At 68.0% G+C, this 25,228-nt stretch carries 15 protein-coding genes; 9 read left to right on the top strand and 6 right to left on the bottom strand.

All coding sequences use genetic code 11. The features are described 5' to 3' along the window. Nucleotides 1-255 precede the first annotated feature (255 nt). The 6 genes from EKG83_RS09760 (at nt 256) to EKG83_RS09735 (ending at nt 13,768) form a co-directional block, all read left to right on the top strand. Nucleotides 256-1,917, top strand: a complete 1,662-nt coding sequence (locus EKG83_RS09760) for a nuclease-related domain-containing DEAD/DEAH box helicase (protein WP_033433658.1) — start codon at nt 256-258, stop codon at nt 1,915-1,917. Further along, nucleotides 1,914-5,081: a helicase-related protein gene (locus EKG83_RS09755; RefSeq protein WP_063741421.1), complete on the top strand. Its 3,168-nt coding sequence runs from the start codon at nt 1,914-1,916 to the stop codon at nt 5,079-5,081. The genes EKG83_RS09760 and EKG83_RS09755 overlap by 4 nt, the downstream gene beginning before the upstream one ends. Then, nucleotides 5,078-6,862, top strand: a complete 1,785-nt coding sequence (drmB, locus tag EKG83_RS09750) for a DUF1998 domain-containing protein (RefSeq protein WP_033433657.1) — start codon at nt 5,078-5,080, stop codon at nt 6,860-6,862. The genes EKG83_RS09755 and drmB overlap by 4 nt, the downstream gene beginning before the upstream one ends. After that, nucleotides 6,859-10,011 (top strand): sigma-70 family RNA polymerase sigma factor, encoded by a 3,153-nt coding sequence (locus EKG83_RS09745; RefSeq protein WP_051766524.1) that lies wholly within the window; start codon nt 6,859-6,861, stop codon nt 10,009-10,011. The genes drmB and EKG83_RS09745 overlap by 4 nt, the downstream gene beginning before the upstream one ends. Next, the gene (locus EKG83_RS09740) at nt 10,008-11,753 is read left to right on the top strand and encodes an AIPR family protein (RefSeq protein WP_033433656.1); all 1,746 of its coding nucleotides are present in this window, start codon (nt 10,008-10,010) and stop codon (nt 11,751-11,753) included. The genes EKG83_RS09745 and EKG83_RS09740 overlap by 4 nt, the downstream gene beginning before the upstream one ends. A 146-nt stretch (nt 11,754-11,899) precedes the next feature. Continuing rightward, the gene (locus tag EKG83_RS09735; protein WP_211269195.1) at nt 11,900-13,768 is read left to right on the top strand and encodes a DNA cytosine methyltransferase; all 1,869 of its coding nucleotides are present in this window, start codon (nt 11,900-11,902) and stop codon (nt 13,766-13,768) included. A gap of 107 nt (nt 13,769-13,875) precedes the next feature. Here the strand turns inward: EKG83_RS09735 and fxlM are convergent, their stop codons facing one another. The 5 genes from fxlM to EKG83_RS09710 form a co-directional block, all read right to left on the bottom strand. Beyond that, nucleotides 13,876-15,075: a methyltransferase, FxLD system gene (fxlM, locus tag EKG83_RS09730; protein ID WP_033433655.1), complete on the bottom strand. Its 1,200-nt coding sequence runs from the start codon at nt 15,073-15,075 to the stop codon at nt 13,876-13,878. Nucleotides 15,076-15,147: 72 nt separating this feature from the next. Further along, entirely contained in the window at nt 15,148-16,320 is a 1,173-nt protein-coding gene (locus EKG83_RS09725) for a lanthionine synthetase C family protein (protein WP_084716863.1), read from the bottom strand. Further along, complete coding sequence (locus EKG83_RS09720; protein ID WP_033433688.1) at nt 16,317-19,373, bottom strand: lantibiotic dehydratase; 3,057 nt, start codon at nt 19,371-19,373, stop codon at nt 16,317-16,319. The genes EKG83_RS09725 and EKG83_RS09720 overlap by 4 nt, the downstream gene beginning before the upstream one ends. 64 nt (nt 19,374-19,437) lie before the next feature. Next, a complete protein-coding gene (locus tag EKG83_RS09715) occupies nt 19,438-19,620 on the bottom strand; it encodes an FxLD family lanthipeptide (protein WP_033433654.1) in 183 nt (60 codons plus the stop codon). Nucleotides 19,621-20,238: 618 nt separating this feature from the next. Next, nucleotides 20,239-20,793 carry a DUF4254 domain-containing protein gene (locus tag EKG83_RS09710; protein WP_051766523.1) on the bottom strand — a complete coding sequence of 185 codons (555 nt, stop codon included), beginning with the start codon at nt 20,791-20,793 and terminating at the stop codon, nt 20,239-20,241. A gap of 459 nt (nt 20,794-21,252) precedes the next feature. On the opposite strand from EKG83_RS09710, the gene EKG83_RS09705 reads away from it, so the two are divergent. Next, nucleotides 21,253-22,272, top strand: coding sequence for an XRE family transcriptional regulator (locus EKG83_RS09705; RefSeq protein WP_228122545.1), 1,020 nt, complete (start codon nt 21,253-21,255; stop codon nt 22,270-22,272). Continuing rightward, a complete protein-coding gene (locus EKG83_RS09700) occupies nt 22,269-23,147 on the top strand; it encodes a phosphotransferase family protein (RefSeq protein WP_033433652.1) in 879 nt (292 codons plus the stop codon). Before EKG83_RS09705 ends, EKG83_RS09700 begins: the two co-directional genes overlap by 4 nt. Before the next feature lie 50 nt (nt 23,148-23,197). Here EKG83_RS09700 and EKG83_RS09695 read toward each other — a convergent pair whose 3' ends face one another. Then, nucleotides 23,198-23,965 carry a TatD family hydrolase gene (locus EKG83_RS09695; protein ID WP_033433651.1) on the bottom strand — a complete coding sequence of 256 codons (768 nt, stop codon included), beginning with the start codon at nt 23,963-23,965 and terminating at the stop codon, nt 23,198-23,200. A gap of 686 nt (nt 23,966-24,651) precedes the next feature. Between EKG83_RS09695 and EKG83_RS09690 the strand changes: the two genes are divergently transcribed. Beyond that, nucleotides 24,652-25,155, top strand: coding sequence for a hypothetical protein (locus EKG83_RS09690; protein ID WP_033433650.1), 504 nt, complete (start codon nt 24,652-24,654; stop codon nt 25,153-25,155). Nucleotides 25,156-25,228 lie beyond the last annotated feature (73 nt).

Genomic DNA, 25,228 nt, shown 5'->3' with positions numbered 1-25,228 from the left:
GCGATTGGTAGCAGCAGCCCCGTCCGAGCAACTGCCGACTTCAGCGCGCCGAGCTTGTTCACAGGTGCCCCTACATGGGTGTTTCACCACTCGTACGACGCAACATGAGACCGCAAAAATCGGGTTCGCAGGCACACTCAAAGTGTTCTGATCGAATGACGAGCCCGACATGCACACGTGACTAAAGCTCACATTTTTTGCCGTGTAACCATGTCACCCGAACGAGCGATGGATCGTTCGCGCACGACTGCTTAGGTGATCCAAGAGGGGGACTTCGCTGAACTGCTCGAACACACTTTCGACCACTTCCCCCACTCGTCGCAGAGCAGGCAGGTTACCGTGCGCATGATCCCGGATTCGGTGCATCCCGGTGCCAGCCGGGCCGAGCAGGAGATCTTCTCCCAGTTGGCTGCACTCGAAGTGGCTGGGTGGGAATATGCCATGCACAGCACCAACTTGCCCGAGCACGACCGCAAGCGGGTGTGCGAGATCGACTTCCTCTTGCTCGGCGAACGCGGCCTGCTGGTACTCGAAGTCAAAGGTGGCGAGATCCTGTTGAGGAAGGGTGTGTGGCACACGCGCGACCTCAAGGGCAATCGGCACCGACTCAAGGAGAGCCCTCTCGACCAAGCGCAGACCAGCATGTTCGCCCTGGAGAAGGTCCTCCGCCGAACCACGGCCGACCCGGACTTGGTCGACCGCACGGTCTTCGGGTACGGAGCTGTCTTCCCCGACAGCGAGTTCGACGCGGTCAGCGTGGAATGGGCTCCGGAAATGGTGATCAACGAGGTCCGACTGGCGTCCGAGGGATGGGCGGACTGCCTCGACCGGTTGGGCGCGTTCTGGGAGAACAAGCTCGGCGGGCGGGGACCTCTGTCACCCGATGACATCGAGCGCTACCTCAACGTCCTCCGCCCCGACTTCGACCGCGTGCTGTCCCTGCGCCGTCTCGACGACCTGGTCGAGAAGGAACTCGTCGCCCTGACCAAGAGCCAGTACAAGGCCCTGGACCAGCACCGCAGGAACCCGCGGGTGGTGTTCGAGGGCGGTGCCGGAACGGGCAAGACCATGCTGGCGGTCGAGATGTGCAGGCGGGCCCGGGTCTCCGGCGAACGTGTCCTGCTGACCTGCCGAAGCCACGTCCTCGCCGCCTTCATCCGCTCGCAGCAGGACTTGGACGGCATCACCGCAGTCCCGTTCGACCAGGTGTCGGCTTTCGACGCGGACACCTTCGACGTGGTCGTGGTGGACGAGGGGCAGGACGTCGTCAACGGGCACGACCTCGACGTGCTGGACACCGTGCTGGTGGGCGGCCTGGCGGACGGCCGCTGGGCGTTCTTCCTCGACTCCAACAACCAGCGGGGGCTGGTCGGTCGCTACGAGGACGATGCGAAGGCCAGGCTGGACTCCCACCGCCCAACCAACGTCGACTTGATGGACAACTGCCGGAACACCATCGAGATCGTCCGCGCCACCCAGGAGCGCACAGGAGCCGATCTGGGGGTGACCGAGGCGGGCCACGGCCGCGAGGTCGTGGTGGTCGAGGAGGTCCGCGAGAAGGCGGTCGCCGCGGTGTTGGCAGCCTTGACCGAACTCGAAGAACACGATGTGCCTTCGGAGCAGGTCGTGCTGCTGTCACCGCACCAGTTGAACGCATCGATCTTCGTCGAATTGCCTGCGGAATGGCTCGAACGCATCGATGTGCTGGACCTGATGCGCATGCGCCGGCCCGGTCGAGGTCGCGTCGGATTCGCCCGAGTGGCCGACTTCAAGGGGCTGGAAAGCCGGTACGTCCTCCTGGAAGTGGACGACACGGCAGACGAAAAGGCGGCACGTGCGCAGTTGTACGTGGGCATGACCCGGGCCAAGGCCGCCCTGTGGGTCTTCAAGCCGGGTGGAACGGGAGTGGACGGGTGACGGAGGTGCACACCACGGGGTTCCCGGACCGGGACAGGGTGCTCGAGTACCTGCACGACCAGCTGGTCGGCCCGGTCGACGGGGATGACGAAGTCCTCTACGAGAAGGCGCCGCAGCACCGGTACCTGACTGCCGTGCTGTACCCGGTGTCGCTCGCCCCGCTTACCGCCGACGCGAGCGGTCCGGCGGATGACGCGGAGGAGGTCGACGACCAGGCGGGCGCCCTGATCGAGGACGACGACGACGATCCCATCACCCTCGCAGGGCAGAGCCGACCGAGTTCGGCCGGCATCAGCTTCATGATCGCGGACCGGTCCGCGATCAGCGTGGAGGTGCGGGCCGCGCGGTACCACCGCTTCTCGGACGAGGACGACGAGTGGCAGCGCGAACCGCTCGACCTCGTGGGAAGTGCCGCGCTGACGGTCGAGCCCCCGTCCTCCGGGATTCACCGGAAGGTCAACCTGTGGGGCGAGGCCGCCAGCGCCGAGGTCACCTGGCGTCCACATCCGGGTGGGGTGATCGTCACCGTCGTCCTGGTCAACCGCAAGGTGCAGGAGCAGCGCCGGGCGGTGGCTCCGGAGGACTGCCTCTTCCAAGTCGGGCTCCGCTGCCGGGTTGCGGGAAGCGCCATCATCCGCTATCCGACGCAGGCACGGGCCCACAGCGACGACGAAGCTGAAGAACTCGAACTCCAGTACCGCGATGTGCCCGTGTACGCCGTCGGCCACGGAACGGCAGCCCGCTGGGACACCGCGGGCGAACGGCCCGAGTGGGTCGGCACGTCGTTCCTCCCTGTGCACGTCGTGCCGGATGTCGCCTTCGACCTGCCCGACGTGGCGGACGCCGTCCGCTTGAACGGCCTCGCTGAGATCGCCACCACTCCGGAGCCCGTGTTCGCGGCTCTGACCCGCTTCGTCGACCGGTACTCCGACTGGATCGGGAAGACCTGGGACGCGGCGCCGGCAGACCTCGACCCGCGCCTCCGCCCTGCGGCCGAGCGGTTGCGGGACCGCGCGATCCGGGCCAGGGATCGCATGCTCTCCGGCCTGGACTTCCTGCGCGAGGACCCGGACGCGCTCGAAGCCTTCGCGCTCGCCAACAGGGTGATGGCCATGCAGATGGCGCACAGCCGGCCGCACCTCGGCGGCTCACCGCACGCCCCCTCGGAAGCGCCGGACCCGCGGGTCGACTACGACTCGCTCAACCCCACCTGGCGTCCCTTCCAACTCGGTTTCCTGCTTATGACCGTTAAGGGCGTGGTCCAGGAGGGGGAGGATCGGGACCTGGTCGACCTGATCTGGTTCCCCACCGGCGGTGGCAAGACCGAGGCGTACCTCGGGCTCGCCGCGTTCACCGTCTTCCACCGGAGGCTGACCCTGGGGGAGGGCGGAGCGGGCACCGCCGTCATCACCAGGTACACCCTGCGGCTGCTCACCAGCCAGCAGTTCCAGCGAGCCGCGACCATGATCGCCGCCTGTGAGCTGGTGCGCCGCGACTCCAACGGACGACTCGGCAGCCGCCCCGTGTCGATCGGCTTGTGGGTCGGCGGCGAGAACAGCCCCAACAGCTTCGTGGACGCCCGCCGATTACTCGCGCGAGCGCGTGACGGTGCGGCGGGCGACAAGGGGTTCCAGATCGAGTCCTGCCCGTGGTGCGGAACGCGGATCGTCCCCGGCGACCAGGACGACGAACAGCGGTGGGGCATCTCGGCGACCAACAACTCATTCCGGGTGCGGTGCTTGAACGACAAGTGCCCGTTCCGCACGGAACTGCCGATGTCGTCGGTGGACGAGGACCTCTACCAGAACCCGCCCACCATGCTGGTCGGCACGGTCGACAAGTTCGCCCGCACGGTGTGGAACGAGAACACCGGCGTGTTCTTCGGGGCGGGCCGCGACCCCGGTCCGTCGCTGATCATCCAGGACGAGTTCCACCTCATCTCCGGTCCGCTGGGTACCATCGTCGGCCTTTACGAAGCGGCCTTCGACGTGCTGATGGAGCACCTGGGGAACAAGCCGAAGATCGTTGCCGCCACAGCCACCATCCGCCGGGCCGACGAGCAGACCAGGGGTGTCTTCGGGCGGTCCGTCTCGCTGTTCCCACCCGCAGGTCTCGACGCCACCGACTCGTACTTCGTGCGCACGAACCACTCAGCACCCGGGCGCGCCTACATGGGTGTCATGCCGCAGGGCCACACACCGCTCACCGCGCTCATCCACGTCGCCGCGGCGCAGTTGCAGGCGCCGTTGGAGGTCGAGCTGACGCCCGCGGCCGAGGACGCGTACTCCACCCTCGTCGTCTACCACAACAGCCTCCGCGAGCTGGGCAAGACGATCAACTTGGCAGCCGACGACATCCCGTCGCGGTTGAAGGTGATCGCACGGGCCGAGGACCACGTGCGGCAGCTCCACGACGACAACGTGGTGGAGCTGACCAGCAACGTGGCCTCCGCGCAGATCCCGAAACGCCTCGACCGGCTGAAGGAGCCGCACGACGCGCCCGGTGGCGTCGCCTTCCTGGCCAGCACCAACATGATCTCCGTCGGCGTCGACGTCGGTCGGCTGGGCATCATGACCGTCGTAGGCCAACCGAAGACGACCGCCGAGTACATCCAGGCCACCAGCCGCGTGGGGCGGAACGTCGACCGCCCCGGCCTCGTGGTGACGGTCTACTCGCCGTCCAAGCCGCGCGACCGGTCCCACTACGAGTCGTTCACCCCCTACCACGCGAGCCTCTACCGCTCGGTGGAACCGAGTTCGGTGACCCCGTTCTCGGTGCCGGCGCGACTGCGCGCCCTCCACGCTGACCTGGTCGTGCTGGTACGCCACGCGCTCGGCCTGTCGGGCGATCAGCAAGCTGCGTCGTTCGACCCCGATGACGAGCGCTTCGCCACGCTCCTCAGGAGGTTCCTCAGCCGCGTGGAACGGGCGGATGCGACCGAGCTCAAACGAGTCGAGACCCACTTGGACACCCTGATCGAGAGGTGGGTGAAGCGGGCGGCCGACGCGGAACCCCTCGGCGGGCTGCGCTACAGCCAAGGTGGGCGTGAGCGCCCCAAGCTGCTCAAGCGGTTCACCGAGCGGGGTGATGGTTGGGCGACGCTCGACTCGATGCGCAGCGTCGACGTCGAGGTCCACGTGCAAGTGAGGGGGCCTCGCAAGTGACCGTGCGCAAGGTTCGACGTTCACAGGTCATCAGCCCGTTCGGACCCGGGGCGATCATCGACCTCGTCGGCGAGTCCTTCGTGGTGGAGGACGCGGGCAGGTGGCCCCGTCAACGCGTGCCCGTCGACTTCCCCAGGCTCGCCTCGTACCTCGGGGTGAACTCCCTGGCCTCGCCCATGCCGGGCAGGCCAATCCCCTACTACAGGTTCCCGCAGTGGTTGTTCTGCCCGGCCTGTCGGCGCATGAGCCGGTGGTCGTACACCAGAGAAGTCGCCAACACCCCTCCGAAGTGCGAGCACTGCCCCGCCGGAAAGCAACTCATCCCCATGCGGTTCGTGGCGGTGTGCGCCGACGGGCACCTGTCGGACGTCGACTGGGTCCGTTGGGCGCACTCGGCCGATCGCCGCGACCGCAACCAGAACCAGTGCCAGCGATCGGACCTGAAGTTCCTCAGCAAGGCCAACGTCGGCGGCGGCCTCAACTCCCTCGTCGTGCGGTGCGTGCCCTGCGGCGGTGAGAGAACGCTGGACGGGCTCACCACGAGCGTCGGGCTGAAGCACATCGGCAGCAAGTGCACAGGCAGGCAGCCGTGGCAGGACCAAAAAGACGCGAAGGTGTGCGCGAAGCAGGTGGTGGCGATGCAGCGCGGCGCGTCGAGCGTGTACTTCCCGAACGTGGTCAGCGCGATCGACATCCCACCCGACTCGGATTGGAGTTCCGTCAGCGAGCCTTTGGCGGTCTTGAGGAAGAGAGACGACTTCAAGTTCCTCGTCAACAACCCGGGCTACAAGTTGGCCAAGGCCATGATCGAGGTCATCGCCGACGAGCACGGCCTGTCCGTCGCCGAGGTCGAGGCGGCGCTGGCCAACGAGATGAGCGCATCCCACGCACAACCCGATGGCGGACCCGAGAACATCCGCCCGGACGAGTGGGCAGCTCTGATCAACCCGAGGGAAGAGGAGCACCACCACCAGGACCAGTTCATCTCACGACGGGCCGATCGCCCGCTGCGCCCCGCGAGTGGGACCGTGAACGGCTGGAGCCGGCTGATCCCAGAGGTCGTGCTGGTCGACCGCCTCCGCGAGGTTCGGGTGCTGACGCACTTCGAGCGCTACGCGATGGAGGAGAAGGTGCCGTCCAACCTGAGCGACGACCCCGACTTCCTGCCGGCCGTCGAGGTGTTCGGAGAGGGGTTCTTCCTCAGGTTCGACGAGGAGCCCCTCGTTCGGTGGGAGAAGTCCGCTCCGGTGGTGACCCGGTGCCGGCGATTGGCCGACCGGCGCGAGCTGACGGGTGCGACGTGGCTCCCCGAGCCCACGCCGCGTTTCGTGCTGTTGCACACCCTCGCGCACCTGCTCCTGCGCAACACCGCCTTCGAAGCCGGCTACTCGACATCTTCGTTGCGCGAGCGCCTGTACGTGACGAAGAACGGTGGCGGTCCCCCCATGTCCGGCGTGCTGATCTACACGGCGGCTGGTGACTCGGAGGGCACGCTGGGCGGCCTGGTCAGGATGGGCGAGTTCCCCCGGTTGGGCAGACTCCTCGACATGTCGATCACCACCGCCCTGTGGTGCTCGTTCGACCCGGTGTGCGCGGACCACCCCGGCCAAGGGCCCGACGGGCTGTCGCTGGCCGCGTGCCACGCGTGCTCGCTGACGCCGGAGACGAGCTGTGAGGCGACGAACCGGCTGCTGGACCGACGCCTGCTGGTCGACCCGGAGTTCGGGTTCTTCAAGGACCTGGCCGCAACCGTCGGCGGTGTCCCGGGGAACCTCCTGTGAGCGCCGCGTTACACGCCTCGGTCCACGAGGCGCCCCGTCACGCTGTGGTGGTCGCCGCACCTGCGGTCGACCAGGCACGCGAAGCCGTCGCGGCCTACCGCCGCCTGCGGGGGCATGGCAAAGAGCTGCACGTCATCACCCGGTCGAGCGTGCTGACGAACCGCATCCGCACGCTGATGCCGTTCGAGAGCCGCGGCGACACCGTGATGACGTACCACTCGTACTTCGCCAACGTCTGGCGCACGGTGCTGCGGATCAAGCAGCCGCAGGCGGATGACTACGACATCGACTTCTGGGAGTTCAAGCAACACCTCCGGGCTCGTTACGTCCGACCTCTGGACCGACGGCACGTCATCGTCGTCCAAGGGCAGCAACTGCCGCGTGACTTCTACACGGTGCTCCGTCTGCTCAGCATCGAGGCGACGGTATTCGTCGACCCCGTGCAGACGGTCGACGAGTCCGGCACGACGCTGGAGGACCTGACCACTCTCCTCGGCGCGAGAACCGCCACCACCTCCCACGAGGTTGACGGCGGTACGGCGCAGATCCACGAGTTGCTGGCGCACATCGGAGACAGGTCGTTCCCGGTGGCCGCGCCTCACCGCGAAGGCCCACGACCGGTGCTGGTCGACCACGAAGACGTCGACGAGGAGATCCGGTTCGTCGTGGAGCAGGCGGCAGCGCACCGCGACCGGCAGATCGGTGTGTTCCTCCCGACCCGGGAACTGGTCCAGGTCTTCAAGGACGGGATCGGAGACCTGTTCGACGGCAAGACGCAATGGCACCTCTCGGGCGTCAAGGCCCCGAAGCACGCCGCGATCACCTGGTCCGACCCCGGCGTGAAGGTGTTGACCTGGGTCAGCGCCATAGGAATGCGGTTCGACCACATCGTGTTGGCGGGACTCGACCACGTGGAGGACCGCTTCCGGTTGGAGAACGCGCTGCGGGTACTCGGTCCGACGGCACGTTCGGATTTGTTCCTCTCTTACTCCGGTGTCGGACGACCCACCTCGTTGAGCGGGCTGACGCCGGCCTTGCTCGACGACCGAACCCGCGACGCGCCTGGTGGCGAATGGGTGGAGGCAGACCCGACTTTCGAGTTCCCGACGTCTCGTGCCGCCGTGCCGGAGCAACCGGTTCTGCCCACCCGGTCGGCGGTCGACAGCGCTCGCGCCCTGCTCGCAGTCCCGATGCGGAGCAACGCCCGGTCCAAGCGCCTGCTGACCGCCGACCAGGAGGTCGGGTTGGCACAGCTCATGCGTTCAGCCGACGAAGCCCTGTCGGACGAACTGCCGAAGGGCTTCCGCTCGACCCTGCGTGACGACGACGTGCGGGCCCGAGCGTTCGACGCGATGGTGCTGCACAACACCGGTCTCGTCGGTTCGTGCATCGGCAGGCACCTCGGCGCGGGACTCGACTACGAGGACCTGTACCAGCACGGGCTGCTGGGCCTGATGCGGGCGATCGAGAAGTGGGACGGCTCGCGGGGGCTGAAGTTCTCCACTTACGCGGTGAACTGGATCAACCAGCACATGGGTCGCGCCGTTCCCGACGAAGGCGCGACGATCCGGTTGCCGGTCCACAAGTACGAGGAAGTCCGCAAGGTCCGCGCCGTCCGGAACAGGCTGCTCCTCGAGCAGGAGGACGCTCCGATCGCGGAGATCGCCAAGCGCACCGGGTTCTCCCGGGAGAAGGTGGTGGACTGCTTGCGGTTGTCCAGGGGCGTGATCAGCCTGGACGCACCTCTGGGCGCGGACGGGGAGATCTCGTTCGCGGAACTGGTTCCCGCTCCGTTCGAACACCACTCGAACCCCGACTACGTGATCGACAACGAACTCGGCGCCGAACTCGTGCGGAAAGCCCTGTCGCAGCTGAAGGAGCGCGAGGCCGAGGTGCTGAGGTTGCGGTTCGGCTTCGACGGTGGTGACGACCGTACGCTGGAGAAGATCGGCGAGCACTTCTCGGTCACGCGCGAGCGGATACGGCAGATCGAGAGCAAGGCGAAGAGCAAGCTCGTCGGGAAACTGGCGGACGTGGGACTCACCGCCGGCGGAACGACCTCCACTCCCTCGAAGGAGGTCTCGCTCCGCCGGTTGAGCGTCGTGCGGACACCTGTCCGCGAACGGCGGCCGCTCGGCACGGAGATCGCCACGGGGACAGGTTTGGTGGAACGGCTCGGCGCCGCGGGTGAGGACAGCGCTGTCGGCCACCTGCTGATCGCCTTGGCGGACCGCGCATTGTCGTCCGGTGCCCGTCACATCCGGATCAGAACCGCGGGCGCAGGCACGAGTTCCAGGCTCGCCCTGGTCCACGACGGAGCCGCCTTCGCCGGGTACGCGCTGCTCTCGACCCTCCGCGAAGGGCAGGAGGTGTCGCGCGGATCCGCGGCCCTCGGTGTCGCCGCCGCCCTCTACGACGAGGTCACCGCCTGGGACTCCCACACCTCCTCGGCCTGCCTGGTCCTCACCTCCGCAGCGCACACCGACGCCTGGTGGCTGCACCGCGCCACGCGCAGGCTGCCCACAGGACTGCTGCCCGGGATGAAGTCCGATCGGTGGTCGGTCGTGCTGCTCCGGGCCCCGCGGCCCCAGGTCGCACGTGCGCGCGTCGGTGCGGTCCTCGACCGGTGCGTCCGCGACCTCGGCGTCGTGTTCGGCGAGTTGTTGCGGCGAAAGGTCGAGATCGACGTCAACGGACGTGCGGTCACCGCTCAGGACCCCTTCCTGTGGGGCAACCCGGCCGGTCAGCACCTCGGGGAGGAACGGGTGACCGCCGCGGGGTTGTCGGTGGTGGCGAGCCCTCGCGTCCTCCCCCACCCGGAAGCTCTGCGGGCGGGTGACACAGCTTCGGTGGGCGATCCCTCCGACTGGCGGATGAGCCAGGGCTTCTACGTGCGGTGCGACGGTCGATACCTCTCCCGCGGCGGCTGGCTCGGGCTCGACGGCCTGGACATGGCGGAGGGCACCGCACTGGCCAGGGTGCTCGTCGAGGTGCCGCCCGAACAGCGCGCCACGTGGGGTGGAGATCACCCCGGTGCCACCGTCGTGCCGCCGGAGCCGCTCCGGCCGAGGTTGGCCGCTCTCGCCCGCATAGCGCGCAGCAAGTCCGAACTCGTGATCGAACGACACCGAACTGGGGGGACGACGTGACGGACGGTGAGCTCGCCGCCTTCGCAGCCGAGTTGCGGCGCAGGGTGGACGACCGGGTCCAGGCCGAACCGGAGCTGATGGCGCGGGACGCGTTCGTGACCCTGGTCGGCGAGCACCTGATCGACGACGGGGCGCTGGACGACCTGGACACCTGCTACCTGTTCATGCCCTGGCAGAACCGCCGCGTCGAGGTCGCCGGGTACGACATCACGGGCGACGGCACGATCCTGCACCTCGTCACGTCCGAGTACGGCATGGACGCCGAGCCGTTGAAGCGAGAGCGGCTCACCCAGTTGGTCCGCTACGTGGGCGCGTTCGCGGAGTTCTGCCGCAACGGCCTGCACGAGCAGCTGGAGCGGTCGAGTCCGGCGTACGACATGGTCGAGCGCATCCACAGCGCGTGGTCCCAGCTCCAGATGATCAAAATCTTCGTCTTCACCGACGGGAAGACCGGGTTGCGCCGCGCGGAGGAAGCCACGGTCGCCGGTCTCCCGACCCTGGTGAACGTGTGGGACGTCAGCCGCCTCCAGAAGCTGATCAGCTCGGGGGCCCAGCAGGAGGACATCCTCATCGACGTCGCGAAGATGGGGTACGAGGTGCAGTGCTTGGAGTCACCCGAGCAGGCCGACGGGTACCGCTGCCTGATGGCGATGCTGCCCGGCAAGCTGCTCGCCGACCTGTACGACGAGCACCACAGCCGCCTGCTCCAGCGCAACGTGCGCGCCTACCTCCAGGCCCGGGGGAAGGTCAACAAGGGGATCGCGGAGACGATCAAGGAACAGCCCGGCCGGTTCCTGGCCTACAACAACGGCGTCTCGGCCACCGCTCGTGCAGCGGACCTCGAACGGACGTCGAACGGACTGGTGCTGCGGACCCTGACCGAGTTGCAGATCGTCAACGGTGGGCAGACCACGGCCTCGCTGCACCACGCGGCCCGCAAGGGGATCGACCTGTCCGAGGTCACCGTGCCCGCGAAGATCACCCTGATCCCCGACGACCGGTTGGACAGCATGGTCCCGGAGATCTCCCGCTACGCGAACTCGCAGAACGCCGTCACCCCGGCCGACTTCGAGGGCAACAGCCGCTTCCACGTGGGGCTGGAACGTTGGTCCCGCACCACCTGGGTGACCCCTCTCGGTGTCGACGTCGAGCAGACCCGTTGGTACTACGAACGCGTGCGTGGGCAGTACGACGTCGAGAAGAACAAGTTCACGACCGCCGCCGCGCGGCGCAAGTTCGACCGCGAGAACCCCGTGCGGCAGCGGTTCGGCAAGACCGACGCCGCGAAGTACGAGTACGCCTACTCGCTCCGGCCGGAGGTCGTGTGCCAGGGCGCCGAGAAGTGCTTCCGGACGTGGACGTCGGACGAGGGCTTGGCTGAGCGCGAAGCCCCCGACGACGTGTACTTCCGCCACTTGGTCGCAAAGGGGATCCTGTTCCGCCAGGTGAGGTCGATCATCCAGAAGCAGAACTTCGGCGGCTACCTGGGGCAGACTGCGGCGCACACCGTGTCGCTGATCGTGCACACGCTCGGTGGACTCGACTTGGACCGGCTCTGGCGCGAGCAGACGCTGCCCGAGGCGATCGCCACGGCGGTGCCCGATGTCGCGAAGGCGGTGCGGCGGGTGCTCACCTCTCCCCCGAGCGGGGGGAACATCACGGAGTGGGCGAAGAAAACCGCCTGCTGGGACCGCGTCCGCGCCGTGGGCTGGGCTCCCCCCTCCGACGTACTCGCCGGCTAGGCGACTTCATCCCCGTTTTCATCGTTCGCGCGTCGGGGCGGCCGAGCGGACCGGTCCCGGGAAGTGGCATGGAAGAAGTTGAGCAGAACCAGATCGTCGGTGGTGGAGGTCCCGCGCGGGTCCCTGTTCGGTGGACGGGAGGCGACGTGGCGGTCTACGCGGTGAAGCTCGAACGCAGCGACCTGCTCCAACTGCCGGTGCACCCCGACGCGTGCACCGAGGAGACGTTCGAGCAGTGGTGCGCCGAGCGGGTGGCGAACGGCGCCCGGCTCGCGGTCGACCTGTTCTCCGGTGGCGGTGGGTTGAGCCTGGGCTTGACCGACGCCGGGTGGACCGTCGCGGCCTCGGTCGACCACAACAAGTTCGCGCTCCAGACCCACCGGGCGAACTTCCCCGGCCTCGCGCTCGACGTGGACCTGGGAGACCCGAAGAAGCGCGCCGCGTTGATCAGGAGGCTCAAACGCGTCGACATCGACCTCATCGCCGGTGGACCACCGTGCCAACCGTTCAGCAGGGCCGGGCGCAGCAAGATCCGCAGTCTGGTGGACGCGGGTGTGCGCGACGAGTTCGACGAGCGCAAGGAGCTGTGGCGGGCGTACGTCGACGTCGTGCTCAAGGTGAAGCCCCGTGCGGTGCTCATGGAGAACGTCCCCGACATGGCCTTGGGCGACGACTTCCACGTCGTGCGACGGATCGTGGACATGCTGGAAGACGTCGGATACCGGACCAACCTGCGCTTGGTCGACGCCTGGCAGTACGGCGTTCCCCAGCACCGCAAGCGCTTGATCTTGCTCGCCCGCCTGGACAGCGACACCTTCACCTGGCCCAGCCCCGGCAAAGCGGTGACCGTGCGGGACGCGATCGCCGACTTACCCGACCTCGGCCTCACCACGGGCGGTCGAGAGCTGAGCTATTCACCCACTGGTGAGGTGTCGGATTTCGCCAAGGTGATGAGGCGCGGCACCAATGAGGAGACGGTGTGGGACCACATGACCCGACCTGTTCGCGACGATGATCGCGAGATCTTCGCCTCGATGACGTCCAAGACGCTCTACGCGCACATCGACCCCAGCTTGCGCAGGTACACGGCGGAAACGTTCGACGACAAGTACAAGCGGTTGGACTGGGACGAGCTGAGCCGCTCCATCACAGCGCACATCGCCAAAGACGGTTACTGGTACATCCACCCGTCGGAGAACCGCACCCTCACCGTTCGCGAGGCCGCCCGCATCCAGACGTTCCCGGACGACTTCCGCTTCGCGGGCAGCCGCAGCCACGCGTTCCAGCAGATCGGCAACGCCGTTCCACCGATGCTGGGCAAGGCCGCAGCCATCGCATTGTCCCCGGTACCGGTTATCGACAAAGCCCGTCAGAACCGGTGGCGCGTTCTCGCCAACCACTTGGCCGCTTGGGCCGAGGAGCGGCGTGACGGGAACTACTGGTGCGTGCTCCCCGGGGAGCAGTTGACCCCACCGGTCGCCGCGGTCGTGGCGATGCTGGACCCGTCACCCGTTGAACTGGCCGCGTACACTCCCGGCCTCCGTGAAGTGGCCAGCAAGAGGCGGGTCACCAAGCAAGCGGTGGACCTCATCGAGCAGGCGGCAGTCAGGCGCGTGGCCGCTGCGGCGGTCACGCGTTTGCGGCAGTTGCAGAATGACCGGAGACTCTGGTTGCACCCCCAGGACATGCCGGAGGTCTTGGCCCTTCCACCCGGGAAGACCGTCCTCTTGAAGCTCTTGGCGGGCGACGACGTCCTGTTGACCAGCCAACCGGTCATCCGCGTGTCGTCACGCGTGCTCAACACCAGCTCGGAACGAGCGAACAGCCTCACCGACGGCAGGGTCGACCTGTCCCGCTTGGTGGGAGGTGACGCCAAGGCACCGTTGCGCATGGCCGCGTTGCGACTGGTCGGCCAGCTCCACTGCCACAAGCAAGCACCGATGTGCGAGGGGTGTCCACTGGCCCGCCAATGCGCGACCGCCCGCGACAGCGAGTTCTCGGACAGGCTGTTCTGACCTGAATCGCAGATGATGCTGACGGCCCGGTCGACACCGTCACCGCCCGGACCGGGCCGTCAGCAAAGGCGGAAACCGCTCACCTGCACACTGAGGAATTCGCCGGTTCAGAATGCGATGGTCAAATTGATCCAGCGCTTGATGACGTTCGGGCCTTCCACGGGGTGCTCAGCAAAGTGGGCGATCACGACCGGCTCATCAGTGCGATTCATTCCCCAGGCGCGAATCTGATCGCACAGCCTCTGCGCGAGGCGCTCCCCAGCTTGACCGTGGCCGATCGCGCCGAGTTCAGCGCGGACGCCACTGCTCTGATCCGGGTCCACGCGGCGGTAGGTGAAGTAGGCCAAGGAGTCGGCTTCGGCGAGGGCAGGGCTGCGGCTCGGAATGGCGGGAGTACACAGGCCGCTGTCGACCGCGGCTTGGTCGGCGGCGATGCGGCAGGTGGCGGGCTCAGTGGCGGTCATGCGCAGCCAGACGCCGTCGAACGGTTCGGAGCCGCCCACGGTGACCTCGGACCAGACCTCGGTCTTCGGTGTGCTCAAGACGCCGTGCAGGAGTTCGGGGTCGATGTCCTGGTCGGCGTCCCAGTACAGGGTGACCTGTTCATCGTCGTCGAGGTGGGCGGAGCGCTCGCTGTCCTGGCCGATCATGGGCACGAAGCCGCACAGCTTGACCGAGTCCGACCGCAGCCGGTCGTCGTCGCGGACGAAGGCGACGCTGCGGGTCTGGCCGCGCCAGCCCAGGGGGACGACCAGGCGACCACCGGGAACGAGCTGTTCGCGCCAAGCTGGTGGGATGTCGAACGCGCCGACGGTGACGATGATCCGGTCGTAGGGGGCGTTGCCGGGTGCGCCGAGGGAGCCGTCGGCGGTGATCACCTCCACGTCGGCGAAGCCGGTGACGTCCAAGCCCGCGCGGGCGCCTGCGGTGACCTCGGGGTCGATGTCGACGGTGGTGACGTGGCCTGTCGGGCCGGTCAGCGTGGCGAGCAGGGCGGCGTTGTAGCCGGTGCCCGCGCCGATCTCCAGGATGCGGTGACCGGGCTGCACGTCGAGCTGGTCGAGCATCATGGCGACCACGGTGGGCACGGACGCGCAGCTCAGGGCGGCGCCGTCGGCGGCGCGCTTGGTGATCACAGCCTGGTTGGCGTAGGCGTCGGTGAGCTGCGCGGCGGGCACGAAGCGGTGCCGGGGAACCTCGCGCAGGGCCTGCTCCACCGCGGCGGTGCGGGCGTGGCCGGCGGCCTTGATGCGGTCGACCATCGCGGCGCGCAGGGCCTCGGGCGAGGAGTTGGTGGTGGTGTTCATCAGTTCCTTTTCGGTGCGGGCGGGCGGATGGTAGCGGCGTGCGCCAGGCACCGCGCTGGGTTGCGGTGGATGTCAGCCGTTGAGCAGCAGGCAGGCATCCCATCGGGTGACCGGCGCGGCACCAGCTCGGTCGGTCAGGAGAACTCCGGTGGTGCCTTCCAGCAGGCCGGGTGAGGTCGGCGGACCGTGGCGGTCGAGGTGGTCGTGCAGACGGGTGCGCAGCGCGGGCAGGCCGGCGGCCAAGCGATCGTCGGTGGCGTCCGCAGCCGTGCACCGCGTGGTGTGCAGGAGTCCGGCCCAGCCGTGGCACAGCGAGGCGTCGTGCAGTTGCGCGAGTTGGCGCTCGTCGTTCACGCAACCTACGAGGGCCTGTTCAGCAGTGTGTTGGCGAGCCTGGTCCTCCAGGGCGAGGGCGGCCAACTGCTGGGTACGAGCGAGGCCCGGTGTGCCGTAGCACCAGGAGGGACGTTGCGGACCGTGTTGGTGAACGACGCGATTCCGGTGTTCGGCGCGGGACACGATGCCTGGCCACCACGGGGTGTCCACCGGGCCTTGGCGCAGGTCGTCGAGCCAGGTGCAGATCCGCTCCATCGCCTCGTGCTGACCAGGTATTGCGATGCCGCGTCGCGCGGTGGTGGCCAGCAAGGCGAGTGGGCCGGTGATGCCGTGGGCGATGCCCACGTTGCCGTGCCCGCCCGACCAGCGGTCTCCCGGGCGACCAGCTGGTCCGTTGCCGCTCCACCAGCCGGGTAGCTGCTCGCCGTCGACGACCACGGGTTCGGTCAGCCGGACCAGGTAGGTCAAGACCTGGCGCAGCAGTTCGGTGTTGCCGTGGGCGTGCAGCAGGTACGCACCGATCCCGGTAAGACCGCTGATCAGGTCGAACTCGCGGACCTCGGCGAGCCGGCGCCGATCGATGCGGTCGTGGGCAGCGGCGAGGCGCTGCTGGGTGAGGGTCGTGATGTGCTCGTCGAGGGTGTTCAGCGCGGTCTGGGAGACCGGCTTCCCGGCCGCTCGGCGGGCCGCGTGCAGGGTGAAGGCAACGGCTGGTGCTCCTCGGTACAAGCCGCAGGCAGAGGGTTCAGCGGTGATGGGGTGCTCGGTCATCATGCGCAGCCACGGCTGAGCGGTGTCCCACCGGCCGTTCTCCAGGTGCAGCAGGGCGATTCCTGCCGCTCCCCTGCTCAAGTCCTGTCCCCAACCTGGCTGCGCAGTTGGCAGCGAGGTATTGGTCAACGTGGTCACCGAGCACCTCGGGCGTGCCAGGCCAGGGCGGCTTGACGGGCCATGCGGCGGCAGGCGGCCTCGCTCGTGCGATCAACGCCGAGGACCCGGTTGTGGTGCATGTGCAGCAGGGACTCCAGCACCGCGTCGGAGCCGATCTCAGCGGGCAACTGCTTGCGGTAGGCAGCAAGAGCAGCAGCTCGGGCCTTCCACGCCTGCGTCAGCTCGTCGGTCCAGCCGGGCAGTTCGCAGAGGTTGTCGGCCAGGGTCAAGCGGGTCGTGCTCGCGGTGTGGTGTCGGTCCGCAGTGCCCGGTGCAGGGCGGTCGAGCAGCCAGCGCAGCGCCTCTTCGCGGCTGCCGAGGAAGCCGTCTGCGATGGCGACCATGCCGACTGCGGCCAAGACGGTGGGAGCGACGGCGGTGTCGGGCAGGTGCCGCAGTTGGCTGGAGACCGCGGTCGAGTCGGCGATGAACACCTCTTCGGCCGCTTCCATCGCCGGGCCGTGCCCGTAGTGACCCGTCTCGGGCAGGTAGGTGTCCAGGACGAGGCGCGAGGCGAAGCCGTCGCGGCGGAGTTGTTGCGCCCACTCACCAACAGCAGCCACGGCGCGCAGGTGTTCTTCCCGACCGGAGGTGCGCAGGCGCAGCCGCAGGTGGTCGTTCTCCTGTGGGCTGCGGTAGCGGATGTACCAGGCTCGTGCTGCCGAACCAGTGGTTTCGAGGAGCTGTGGCAGCCGGTGGGCGACGATCTCGTTCACCCGGTCGGGATGGGTGTAGAGCTTGGTGTACAGCCAGTCCCCCGTGCCGGGGAGATGGCCGTGATCGCTGTTGGTCACGAGCGGCAAGGCGGCGACGCGCGGGGAAGGCGTCGGTGGTCGTGTGGAGGCCAGTGGCACAGCGATCTCGTGGACGTGGCCGCCCGCCCAGCCGAACATGGCCTGGTCAGAGACTTCGACCAGGATCGCCTGCCCATGGCGGGCCAAGTGGGTGCGGAGCACCTCGGCGTGCACCGGCTCGTCCAGGGTGAGCCGCAACGAGCGGTCACCGTCGCGCAGCTCCACCGTGCCGGGGCAGCGCAATCGTTGTCGCCAGTGTTCGAGCGCCCTCCTCCACTGGCCGTGGTCGGTCGTGCTGGGCAAGTCGGTGGTGTCGAGGCGCCAGCGCGCTGGGCCGAGCACGGCGTGGCGGTAGCGCACCCTGGGCAGGAACGGCAGCCGGCCCGCGTGCGGTCCCCAGTCGAACTCGTGCCACGCCGCGGTCAGCGCACGAGGCAGGTGGGCCAGGAACCGGGCCAGCGGCGGGACCTGCTTGTCCAGCGCAAGCGCGTGGAACACCTGCGGTTCGACCACCTCGTTCAGGGACAGGCTGACCAGGTGGAGGCCGTGGTGGGTGGCGGTAACAGCGAGGTCGTCCAGGTTCACGACAGCGGACTGGCCGTTCTCGCCGTGTTCGCCGAGCGGGAGCACGTGCGGCAGGTAGGCCGGGACGCGGGACACGTTCTCGGCGTTGGGGTGGACCGGCGGGAACGAGAGCTGCACCGGTAGGGCGCCCTCCACCGCGGTCGGCATGGCCGCGTACGTCGCCCCCAGTTCCGCGCCGTCGACCACGTTGGTGAAGCGGGAGGTGAAGGTCCCGGCCGAGCGGCCCGGCGCCACGGTGAACGTGTAGTCGCCACGCTGGAGCGCCTCCGGACCGGCGGCCTGGATGCGGACGGCGAGTTCGACGTGCGGCGGGATGCGACGTTGCGCGGAGCTGCCTCCCACGGTCAGCGCGTCGATCACCTCGTCGGTGAGGACGACCTCGGCGGCGCGGTCGACAACCGCCTCCCAAGCCAACGCCAAGAGCATCTCTTGGCGTGGTGCTCCCGACTCCGGCGGCATCGGGTGCAGGCTGCCGGGGTAGCCAGCTGGGAAGCCGAGTCCAGTGTCCGGGTCGACCACGTCGGCCAGCGGCACCAGGGTTCCGGTGCCATAGCGAGCGCAGAACGCCGTGTAGTACTCGCGCCACACGGCCTGCCCGGTTGGCTGGTTGCTCAGCCGCACCAGGACGTCGGCGGCGCGCTCGATCTCGTTGACCACCTGCTCAGGCAGGGCTGTTCTGACGTCCAGGCGCAGGTCGAGCCCCAAAGTGACGCGCCCGGCTGAGGAGACCGTCCGCATGCGGCTGATGAGCGTCGCCCGCACGGGTACCTGCGTTGCACGCGTGGCACCCACCTGGTTGTGCCGGACGAGTTCGGAGTGGATCGCTTCCAGTTCACGCAGTACGGGAGCGGTCGCGGCCAGAGTGCCAGCCCGTGCTCTCCTCAAGCGGTTGACCAGGTACTCCAGCGGATCGGTGATCGTCATCGGGGCACGCAGGCACGTGATGAGCAGTCCTTGGCGGACCAACGCGGTCAGGGTGCCACCGACTGCGGCAGGATCGACCTGCGGGAAGGCAGCGATCACGGCGGTGACGAGGTCGCCGAAGCCGATCGGCGTGGTGGCGGCTTCACGGATCGCCTCGACGGCACGGGTACGGCGAACGCTGGTCTTGGCGGGGCCGTGCGGCGCTTCCAACCGAAGGCCGCGTTCGACGGCGAGGTCGGTGAACACCACGTCCAAGCGCTCCACCAGCTCAGGTCGCGCTTCGAGCTGGTCGATCACGTCGGCCAGCCAGCTGGTGTCGACGCGCGCGATCACGCGGTGCCCGCTCCCACAGCGCGTCGGCACGCCGTTGGACGGAGCGTCGAGCAGCGGGACCGGCGCCACGCCCGCGAACAATCCGAACGGCGTGTGCCGACCAACCGCGCGCAGCAGGTAGCGGACCGTGGTCAGGGTGGCGCGCCGCACCTGCTTGCCCGGGGCGTTGGGGTCTTCGCACAGAACCTGCACCCGTGCCGCCAACCCAGGGCTGGCTGCACCGATCGCCTCGGCCAGGTCCGCCCGCGACCAGACCTCGCGCATCCACGACCTGCACGTCTCGGTGTCAGCGGGGTCGGGCCACCACGACGGCACCTCGTTCAGCGGGATCGCTGCCGCGCGCAGCAGGCCGATCCCCTGGTGCCGGTAGAGCCGAGGTGCGTTCGAAGCAGGCATCTGGTCCTCCAAGGCGGCGGTCGGACCGGGCGACACGCGTCCGGTCCGACCGCGACAACTCGGCTCAGGCGTTGCTGACGCAGGACGAGGCGCAGGTGGGGTCGCACCCGTCGTCGGTCGCGCACCCGTCGGAGATGCCGGGCAGTGGGTCGGTGGACACCCGCAGGTCCAGGTCGAACTCGGCGTCCAGGTTCACCGCGCCGATCGCCGCGGTGTCGACCGGGGGAACGAGGGACAGTGCCGTCATGGTGGGCTCCAGAGGTTGTTCGGATGTGGAATGCGGTGCGGCTGCTCACGGGTGAGCGGACCGCCGTCGCCTGTGGTGAGCGGTGGCTTGCGGTTCGAAGCGGGGAACGCGCCGCGCCTGCAACGGCACGTTCCCCGCTCATGGGGCCCTCAGCAGGGCGACGGACGACCGTCGGTCGGCTGCCGCCTGCCGACCGTTCGCGGTCGTGGGAGACCCGTCAGCGACCAAGTGCTGGTGGGCAGTGGTCCACACCGCGCCTGGTCATCTCCGCACACGGCGCCAGCCGGAGTGCTGCTGAAAGCGGTGAGCTGCACTTCAGCCATTGGAGGTCTCCTCGGTGGACCAGCGCGGTTGCTGTGGAGGTGCCGGCGGTCACAGCCGCGGGTGGAGGTCGACCGGCACCAGGTCGGCGAGCCGGACGCCTGCCTCGATCACCCGGTGCGCCGCGTTGTGGAACGGAGGGCAGGGCCACGACCTGGCCGAGCAGACCGAGCAGGAGGACTGCTGGCCAGCGGTCGGCAAGTGAGCGGTGAGGTCGTCGATGGCCGTTGCAACACGGCCGGTGGGGCTGTCGGCCGCCACGACAACGGCGACCACACCGCGTGTCCCGTCCATGCCTCACGCGGCCACGTCGTATCTGGTGAGCGCCTGATAGATCGGCAGCCGACGCCGACCGCTCAGCAGGTCGGTCACCAGGTCGTCGTAACCGATGCACAGCTCGCCCAGCCGGTGCAGCGCCAGCCTCGCCGGATCGCGTGCGGCCGGGTCGTCGTCCTCGGCCAACAGCCGGGACCAGGCCCACAGCGCGCCCAGCCGGTCGACCAACTGCCCAAGGCTTTCGGTGTGCAGCAGCCGCGCACCGGACTCGCCGAACTGCCCAGTCGCCCAGACGTCGACCTGCTCGGCAAGCCTCGATCGGGTGACGTCGTGGTCGTGGAGAGCACGGAGAGCGGCGGCGACCACGTGGTCATCGCTGCACGGGTCGCTGACGATCCTCTGGGCCTCGGTACGCGCCCGGTGCTCAGCTCCCAGGTCCGCCGCCACGACGAGCACCGGGTGATCGCCGTCGACCTCGCAGGGACTGCTGAACGCCCGGACCACCAGCGAGACGCGCGGGATGGCGCCAGCAGCAGCGTCCACCGTCCTGCCCTGCTCAAGCGGGGTCTCCGTCATGCAACCAACCGTGCCCGCTGCCAGCGCCGCTGCGGGCACTGGGAACGGAGGATGTCAAGGGGAGGAATCGGGGAGGGTTGCAATCCTCCCCTCCCGGGGAGCAGTACCCGTCCGGTCACGATGCGTGCCACCATGACCCCGGTCACACTCGGGGAGGCCGGACCAGTGCCCACGGCGAACGATCAGCTGCGGCAGGCGCGAGAACGCACCGCCTCGCCCACCCAGCCCGACGAGTGCCTGTCCCGGCAGGAGCTCGCCGACCTGGTCAACGCCTACGTCTGGCACCACCACCAGCGCAAGGTGGAGCTGGATGCCAACTACATCGGCAAGCTCGAACGCGGCGCCATCCGCTGGCCGAGCGCGCTGTACCGGGAGGCGCTTCGCGTCACCCTGGGTGCCTCCAGCGACGCCGCACTGGGCTTCAGCAACCGCCGCCGGTCGGTGGTAAAGCTGGCGACCGTGGACCGAAAGCAGTTCCTGCGCACTGCCGCCCTCGGCGTCGGCACCCTCGCGCTCGCCCCGGTCGCCGCCCTGCTGGAGGGCACCCAGCCGACCGCGGCCCCCGCCCGCGTCGGCCAGACCGAGATCGAGCAGATCCACACCGCGGCGCGCGTGTTCGCCGGGTGGGACCACACCTACGGCGGCGGCCTGGCCCGCGAAGCCGTCCTCGCCCAACTCCGCTTCTCCGCCGACCTGCTCGGCGCCAACTACCCCGCCAAGCTGCACGGCCCGCTGCACAGCGCCGTCGGCTACCTCGCCCACACCTGCGCCTTCATGGCCTTCGACGCCTACGCCCACGACGACGCCCGCCGCGTGTTCCAGTTCGCCCTGGCCTGCGCCGAGGAGGCCGAGGACTGGCACCTGCGCGCCAAGATCCTCTCCTCGATGGCCCGACAGGCCATCTGGATCGGCAAGCCCGACGAGGGCCTGACGCTCACCGAGCACGCCCTCGTCCGCGCCGACCGGCTCACCGCGACCGAGCGGGCCATGCTGCACACGGCCCACGCACGAGCGCTGGCCAAGATGGGCCGCGTCCGGGAAACGCTCATCGCCGTCGGCACCGCCGACGACCACTTCGCACACAGCAACCTGGCCAACGACGCGTCGTGGATGCGCTACTACGACGCCGCCCAGCACGCGGGCGACACCGGCCACGCCCTGTTCGACATCGCCGTCCACGGCCGCTCCCCCGCCGAGGCCACCGCCCGGTTCTCCACGGCCGTAGCCGGGCACACCGCCGCCTACGCCCGGTCGCGCACGATCTCGCAGATCAAGCTGGCCTCGCTGACCATGGCCACCGGCGACCCGCGCGAGGCCGCGGTGATCGGCTCAGTGGCGCTGGACGCCGCCGGGACCATCCGTTCCAACCGCGCCGTGGACGACCTGCGCGAGCTGGCTCGCTACAGCCAGCGGCACCGGAGCATCCCCGCGGTGGAGGCCCTGCGGCACCGCATCACGACCTTGGTGGTGGCACGGTGAGCGACGACCACTCGTCCGTGCTGGCCGCTGCTTGCGCAGAGGTCGGCCTCGACCACACCGATGCCGAGCCGATCCGGCTGGGCGAGAACGCCCTGTTCCGCCTGCCCGGCGGCGTAGTGGCCCGCATCGCCCGGCCCGGCCAGCTCGCCGCTGCCACTCGTGAGGTCCGCATCGCGCAGTGGCTCGCCGAGCACGAGGTCCCGGCCGTCCGGGCGTTGAAAGACATCGCCCAGCCGGTGCAGGTGACGGGCAGGGCCGTGACCTTCTGGGACGAGCTCCCTCCCCACCGACACGGCACTCCCGCCGAGGTCGCCATCGCCATCCGCCGACTCCATGACCTTCCCGTCCCCACCGACCTCCCCCTCGGCGACCTGGCCCCGTTCGTCCGGCTCGCCGAGCGCATCGACGCGGCCACGACGCTCACCGACGAAGACCGGAGCTGGCTCCGCGAACACCTGGCATCCCTCGAAGCCCGCTACGCCAGCCTGCCTCCCGGCCTGCCGCGCTGCGTCGTGCACGGCGACGCCTGGGTCGGCAACGTAGTGGCCACCGACGACGGCCAGGTGGTGCTGCTCGACCTCGAACGCTGCTCCATCGGCCCACCTGAGTGGGACCTCGTCAGCACCGCGATCAAGCACACCAGCTTCGACTGGATCACCGCAGAGGACTACCGCGACTTCTGCGACCGCTACGGCCACGACGTCACCACGTGGACCGGCTTCGAACTGCTCCGAGACATCCGCGAACTGCGCATGGCGCTGTACGTCGCCCAACGCGCAGGTGAGGAACCCCTGGTTCACCGGGAGGCTGCACTTCGTGTCGCTTGCCTTCAAAAGTGCCCGCCACGCCCATGGCAGTGGACACCCGCATTGTAATAACGGGGACGTATCGCCAGGTAAAGTATTAAGCGCTTACCCGGAGGGTACTACACAATCGCCACGATTCCTGTCCGTACGGACCGCGGCAACAGTACACCGCACTTGGTTTCCCGGACGAGCTGCGCCAGATTTTGCCACACGATCCTGCGAACCTCCTCAGGCCGAATTCCATGCAGGACGGCTAGAGCGTCCTCGACGATCTTCACCCTACCCGGCCTGCGACCTCGCCCACCTGTCTTGTCACCGAAGGGATGATCAGTCTCAGTCAGCACCCTGTTGAGCGGCAACCTTGCCAGTACATCCCCGTGACGCAGCATTGAAGCGTTCACCGAGAAGTAGGTACCGAGCTCGATTGCCCGCTCGGTCTGCGCTTCGTCACCCAACCACCAGTGAAGGACTACACCCTGCGTCGGTCGAGCAGCCAAGGAGGAAACGACTTCTTCCGCTGCGGCGAAGCTGTGGACACTTGTCAACCGAGGGGTGGCCTGGAGAACGCCGAGTACCGAGTCGAAGGTTCTCCGCTGGATGTCCATAGGAACCCGCGACTTGCCGTCGAGTCCAACCTCTCCCACGTATGCCGTGCCGGCGATGAGCTCGGTGAACCGCCTTTCGTCGAATGCCTTCTGCACACCGAGAAGGCCAGGGTGACACCCCACACCCCAGACCGTCCACGAGTCCGACCGCTTGACTGCCCTCTCGGCTTCATCCAGCGAACGGGTCACAGCGAAGACGAGTGCGTCCAACTCAAGCAGGTCATCGACAGAAATATCGACCTCGACATGGGCGTGCATGTCGATCGCCAGCAAGCGTCTCATGAGTACAAGCTCCGGAGTTCGCGAATCCCGCGTTCACAGAGACTGGACGCTTCGTGCAGCGAGTAGTCATCCGGCAGACTCAGTGTCACGAGGTCTCGCATCCTCACACCCCTGCGAATGAAGTTGCGGACTTGCTGCTCCACGGACTTGGAATTGAGCCAAGCCTGCACAGCAGAGTCATCACTCGGCGCAATGTAATTACTACGATCGGCAACGCCAGATGATGCGAAGGATGCGCGCCTGAGGACACAGCCGAAGCATACTCCACATGGGCGCTCACTACCGAAACCATGAGCCCGTTGGCCAGTCAGGGCACACGAGTGGGTAGCACTCAAGAATGTGGATGCTTCTTCCAGGCCAATCAAGTCCACAACTCGACGGTACATCTCACCCTTCGTGGCAAGAGCGAATGGGTTCTCGATGACTGCATGAGCGCCAGCCTTCGAGAGAGCAGCGGACAAATCTTTCAGGAATTTGGGATGTGTCGTACGAGTGGACAGACTTCCGAGCCGCTCCCGGCCCAGCGGTGGGTTGATAGACGCAAATCCGTTCTCAGGCACCCACAAAGGCACCCGGTGAACTGAAGCTACTGCGAGTCCGAGCGCAAGGAACAGGAGCGAGCGAGACCGAGTAGTCGACTCCGACGGGTACGGCGTGCCATCAATTCGCTCACTACGACGCCCCAAATGCACTACTACGTGTTCCTGACTGCCGCAGGGGAGCAGTCTTTCGATCTCTTCGGCGACGCGGATCTGGATAGGCCGGAGCATCGTATTAGCGAAGTGCGACAGCAAGACATGATGCTCATCATCTTTGAGCAGCGAGCGGGAATACAGGCCGCCTACGGCCGAGTCGGCTCCACCGCTCAACAGGACCACGCGCGAAGGAACAGCGCCGCCATCCACCCGCACGGGGACTTCCACGGCAGGCCGCTCCTGCTCGAAGTGAAGGCTCCACCGGTCACCACTGAGGAAGCCAAGCGTCTGCGCCAGGTCTTCTGCGACGGCGTTCCAGATCACCGCATCGGAGACGGGAACCTCAAGATGGATGTCTCGCTGATTCCAATCAGATCCGCCTCCCTTCCTGGGTACAGAGCGATCCGCAGCAAGCACCGTCAGGGCGATCCGCACCACATCGACGTTGGGCGCAGGTACAGCACCCAATTGCTCCAACCCAGGCCCGATACTTGAGATGAACGACGACCTCTGGTCACCGAGCCAGTAGAAGGAAGCGGCAGCTTCGGCTGCGGAAATATCGTCTGCC

The sequence above is a fragment of the Saccharothrix syringae genome (assembly GCF_009498035.1).
Taxonomy (GTDB): domain Bacteria; phylum Actinomycetota; class Actinomycetes; order Mycobacteriales; family Pseudonocardiaceae; genus Actinosynnema; species Actinosynnema syringae.
This window is presented reverse-complemented; position numbering and strand designations above follow the sequence as displayed.

Coding starts and splice junctions, on each gene's coding strand:
- EKG83_RS09720 (WP_033433688.1), bottom strand. CDS start 19,373: ATGCCTGCTTCGAACGCACCTCGGCTCTACCGGCACCAGGGGATCGGC.
- EKG83_RS09695 (WP_033433651.1), bottom strand. CDS start 23,965: ATGAGACGCTTGCTGGCGATCGACATGCACGCCCATGTCGAGGTCGAT.
- EKG83_RS09715 (WP_033433654.1), bottom strand. CDS start 19,620: ATGACGGCACTGTCCCTCGTTCCCCCGGTCGACACCGCGGCGATCGGC.
- EKG83_RS09690 (WP_033433650.1), top strand. CDS start 24,652: ATGCACTACTACGTGTTCCTGACTGCCGCAGGGGAGCAGTCTTTCGAT.
- fxlM (WP_033433655.1), bottom strand. CDS start 15,075: ATGAACACCACCACCAACTCCTCGCCCGAGGCCCTGCGCGCCGCGATG.
- EKG83_RS09710 (WP_051766523.1), bottom strand. CDS start 20,793: ATGACGGAGACCCCGCTTGAGCAGGGCAGGACGGTGGACGCTGCTGCT.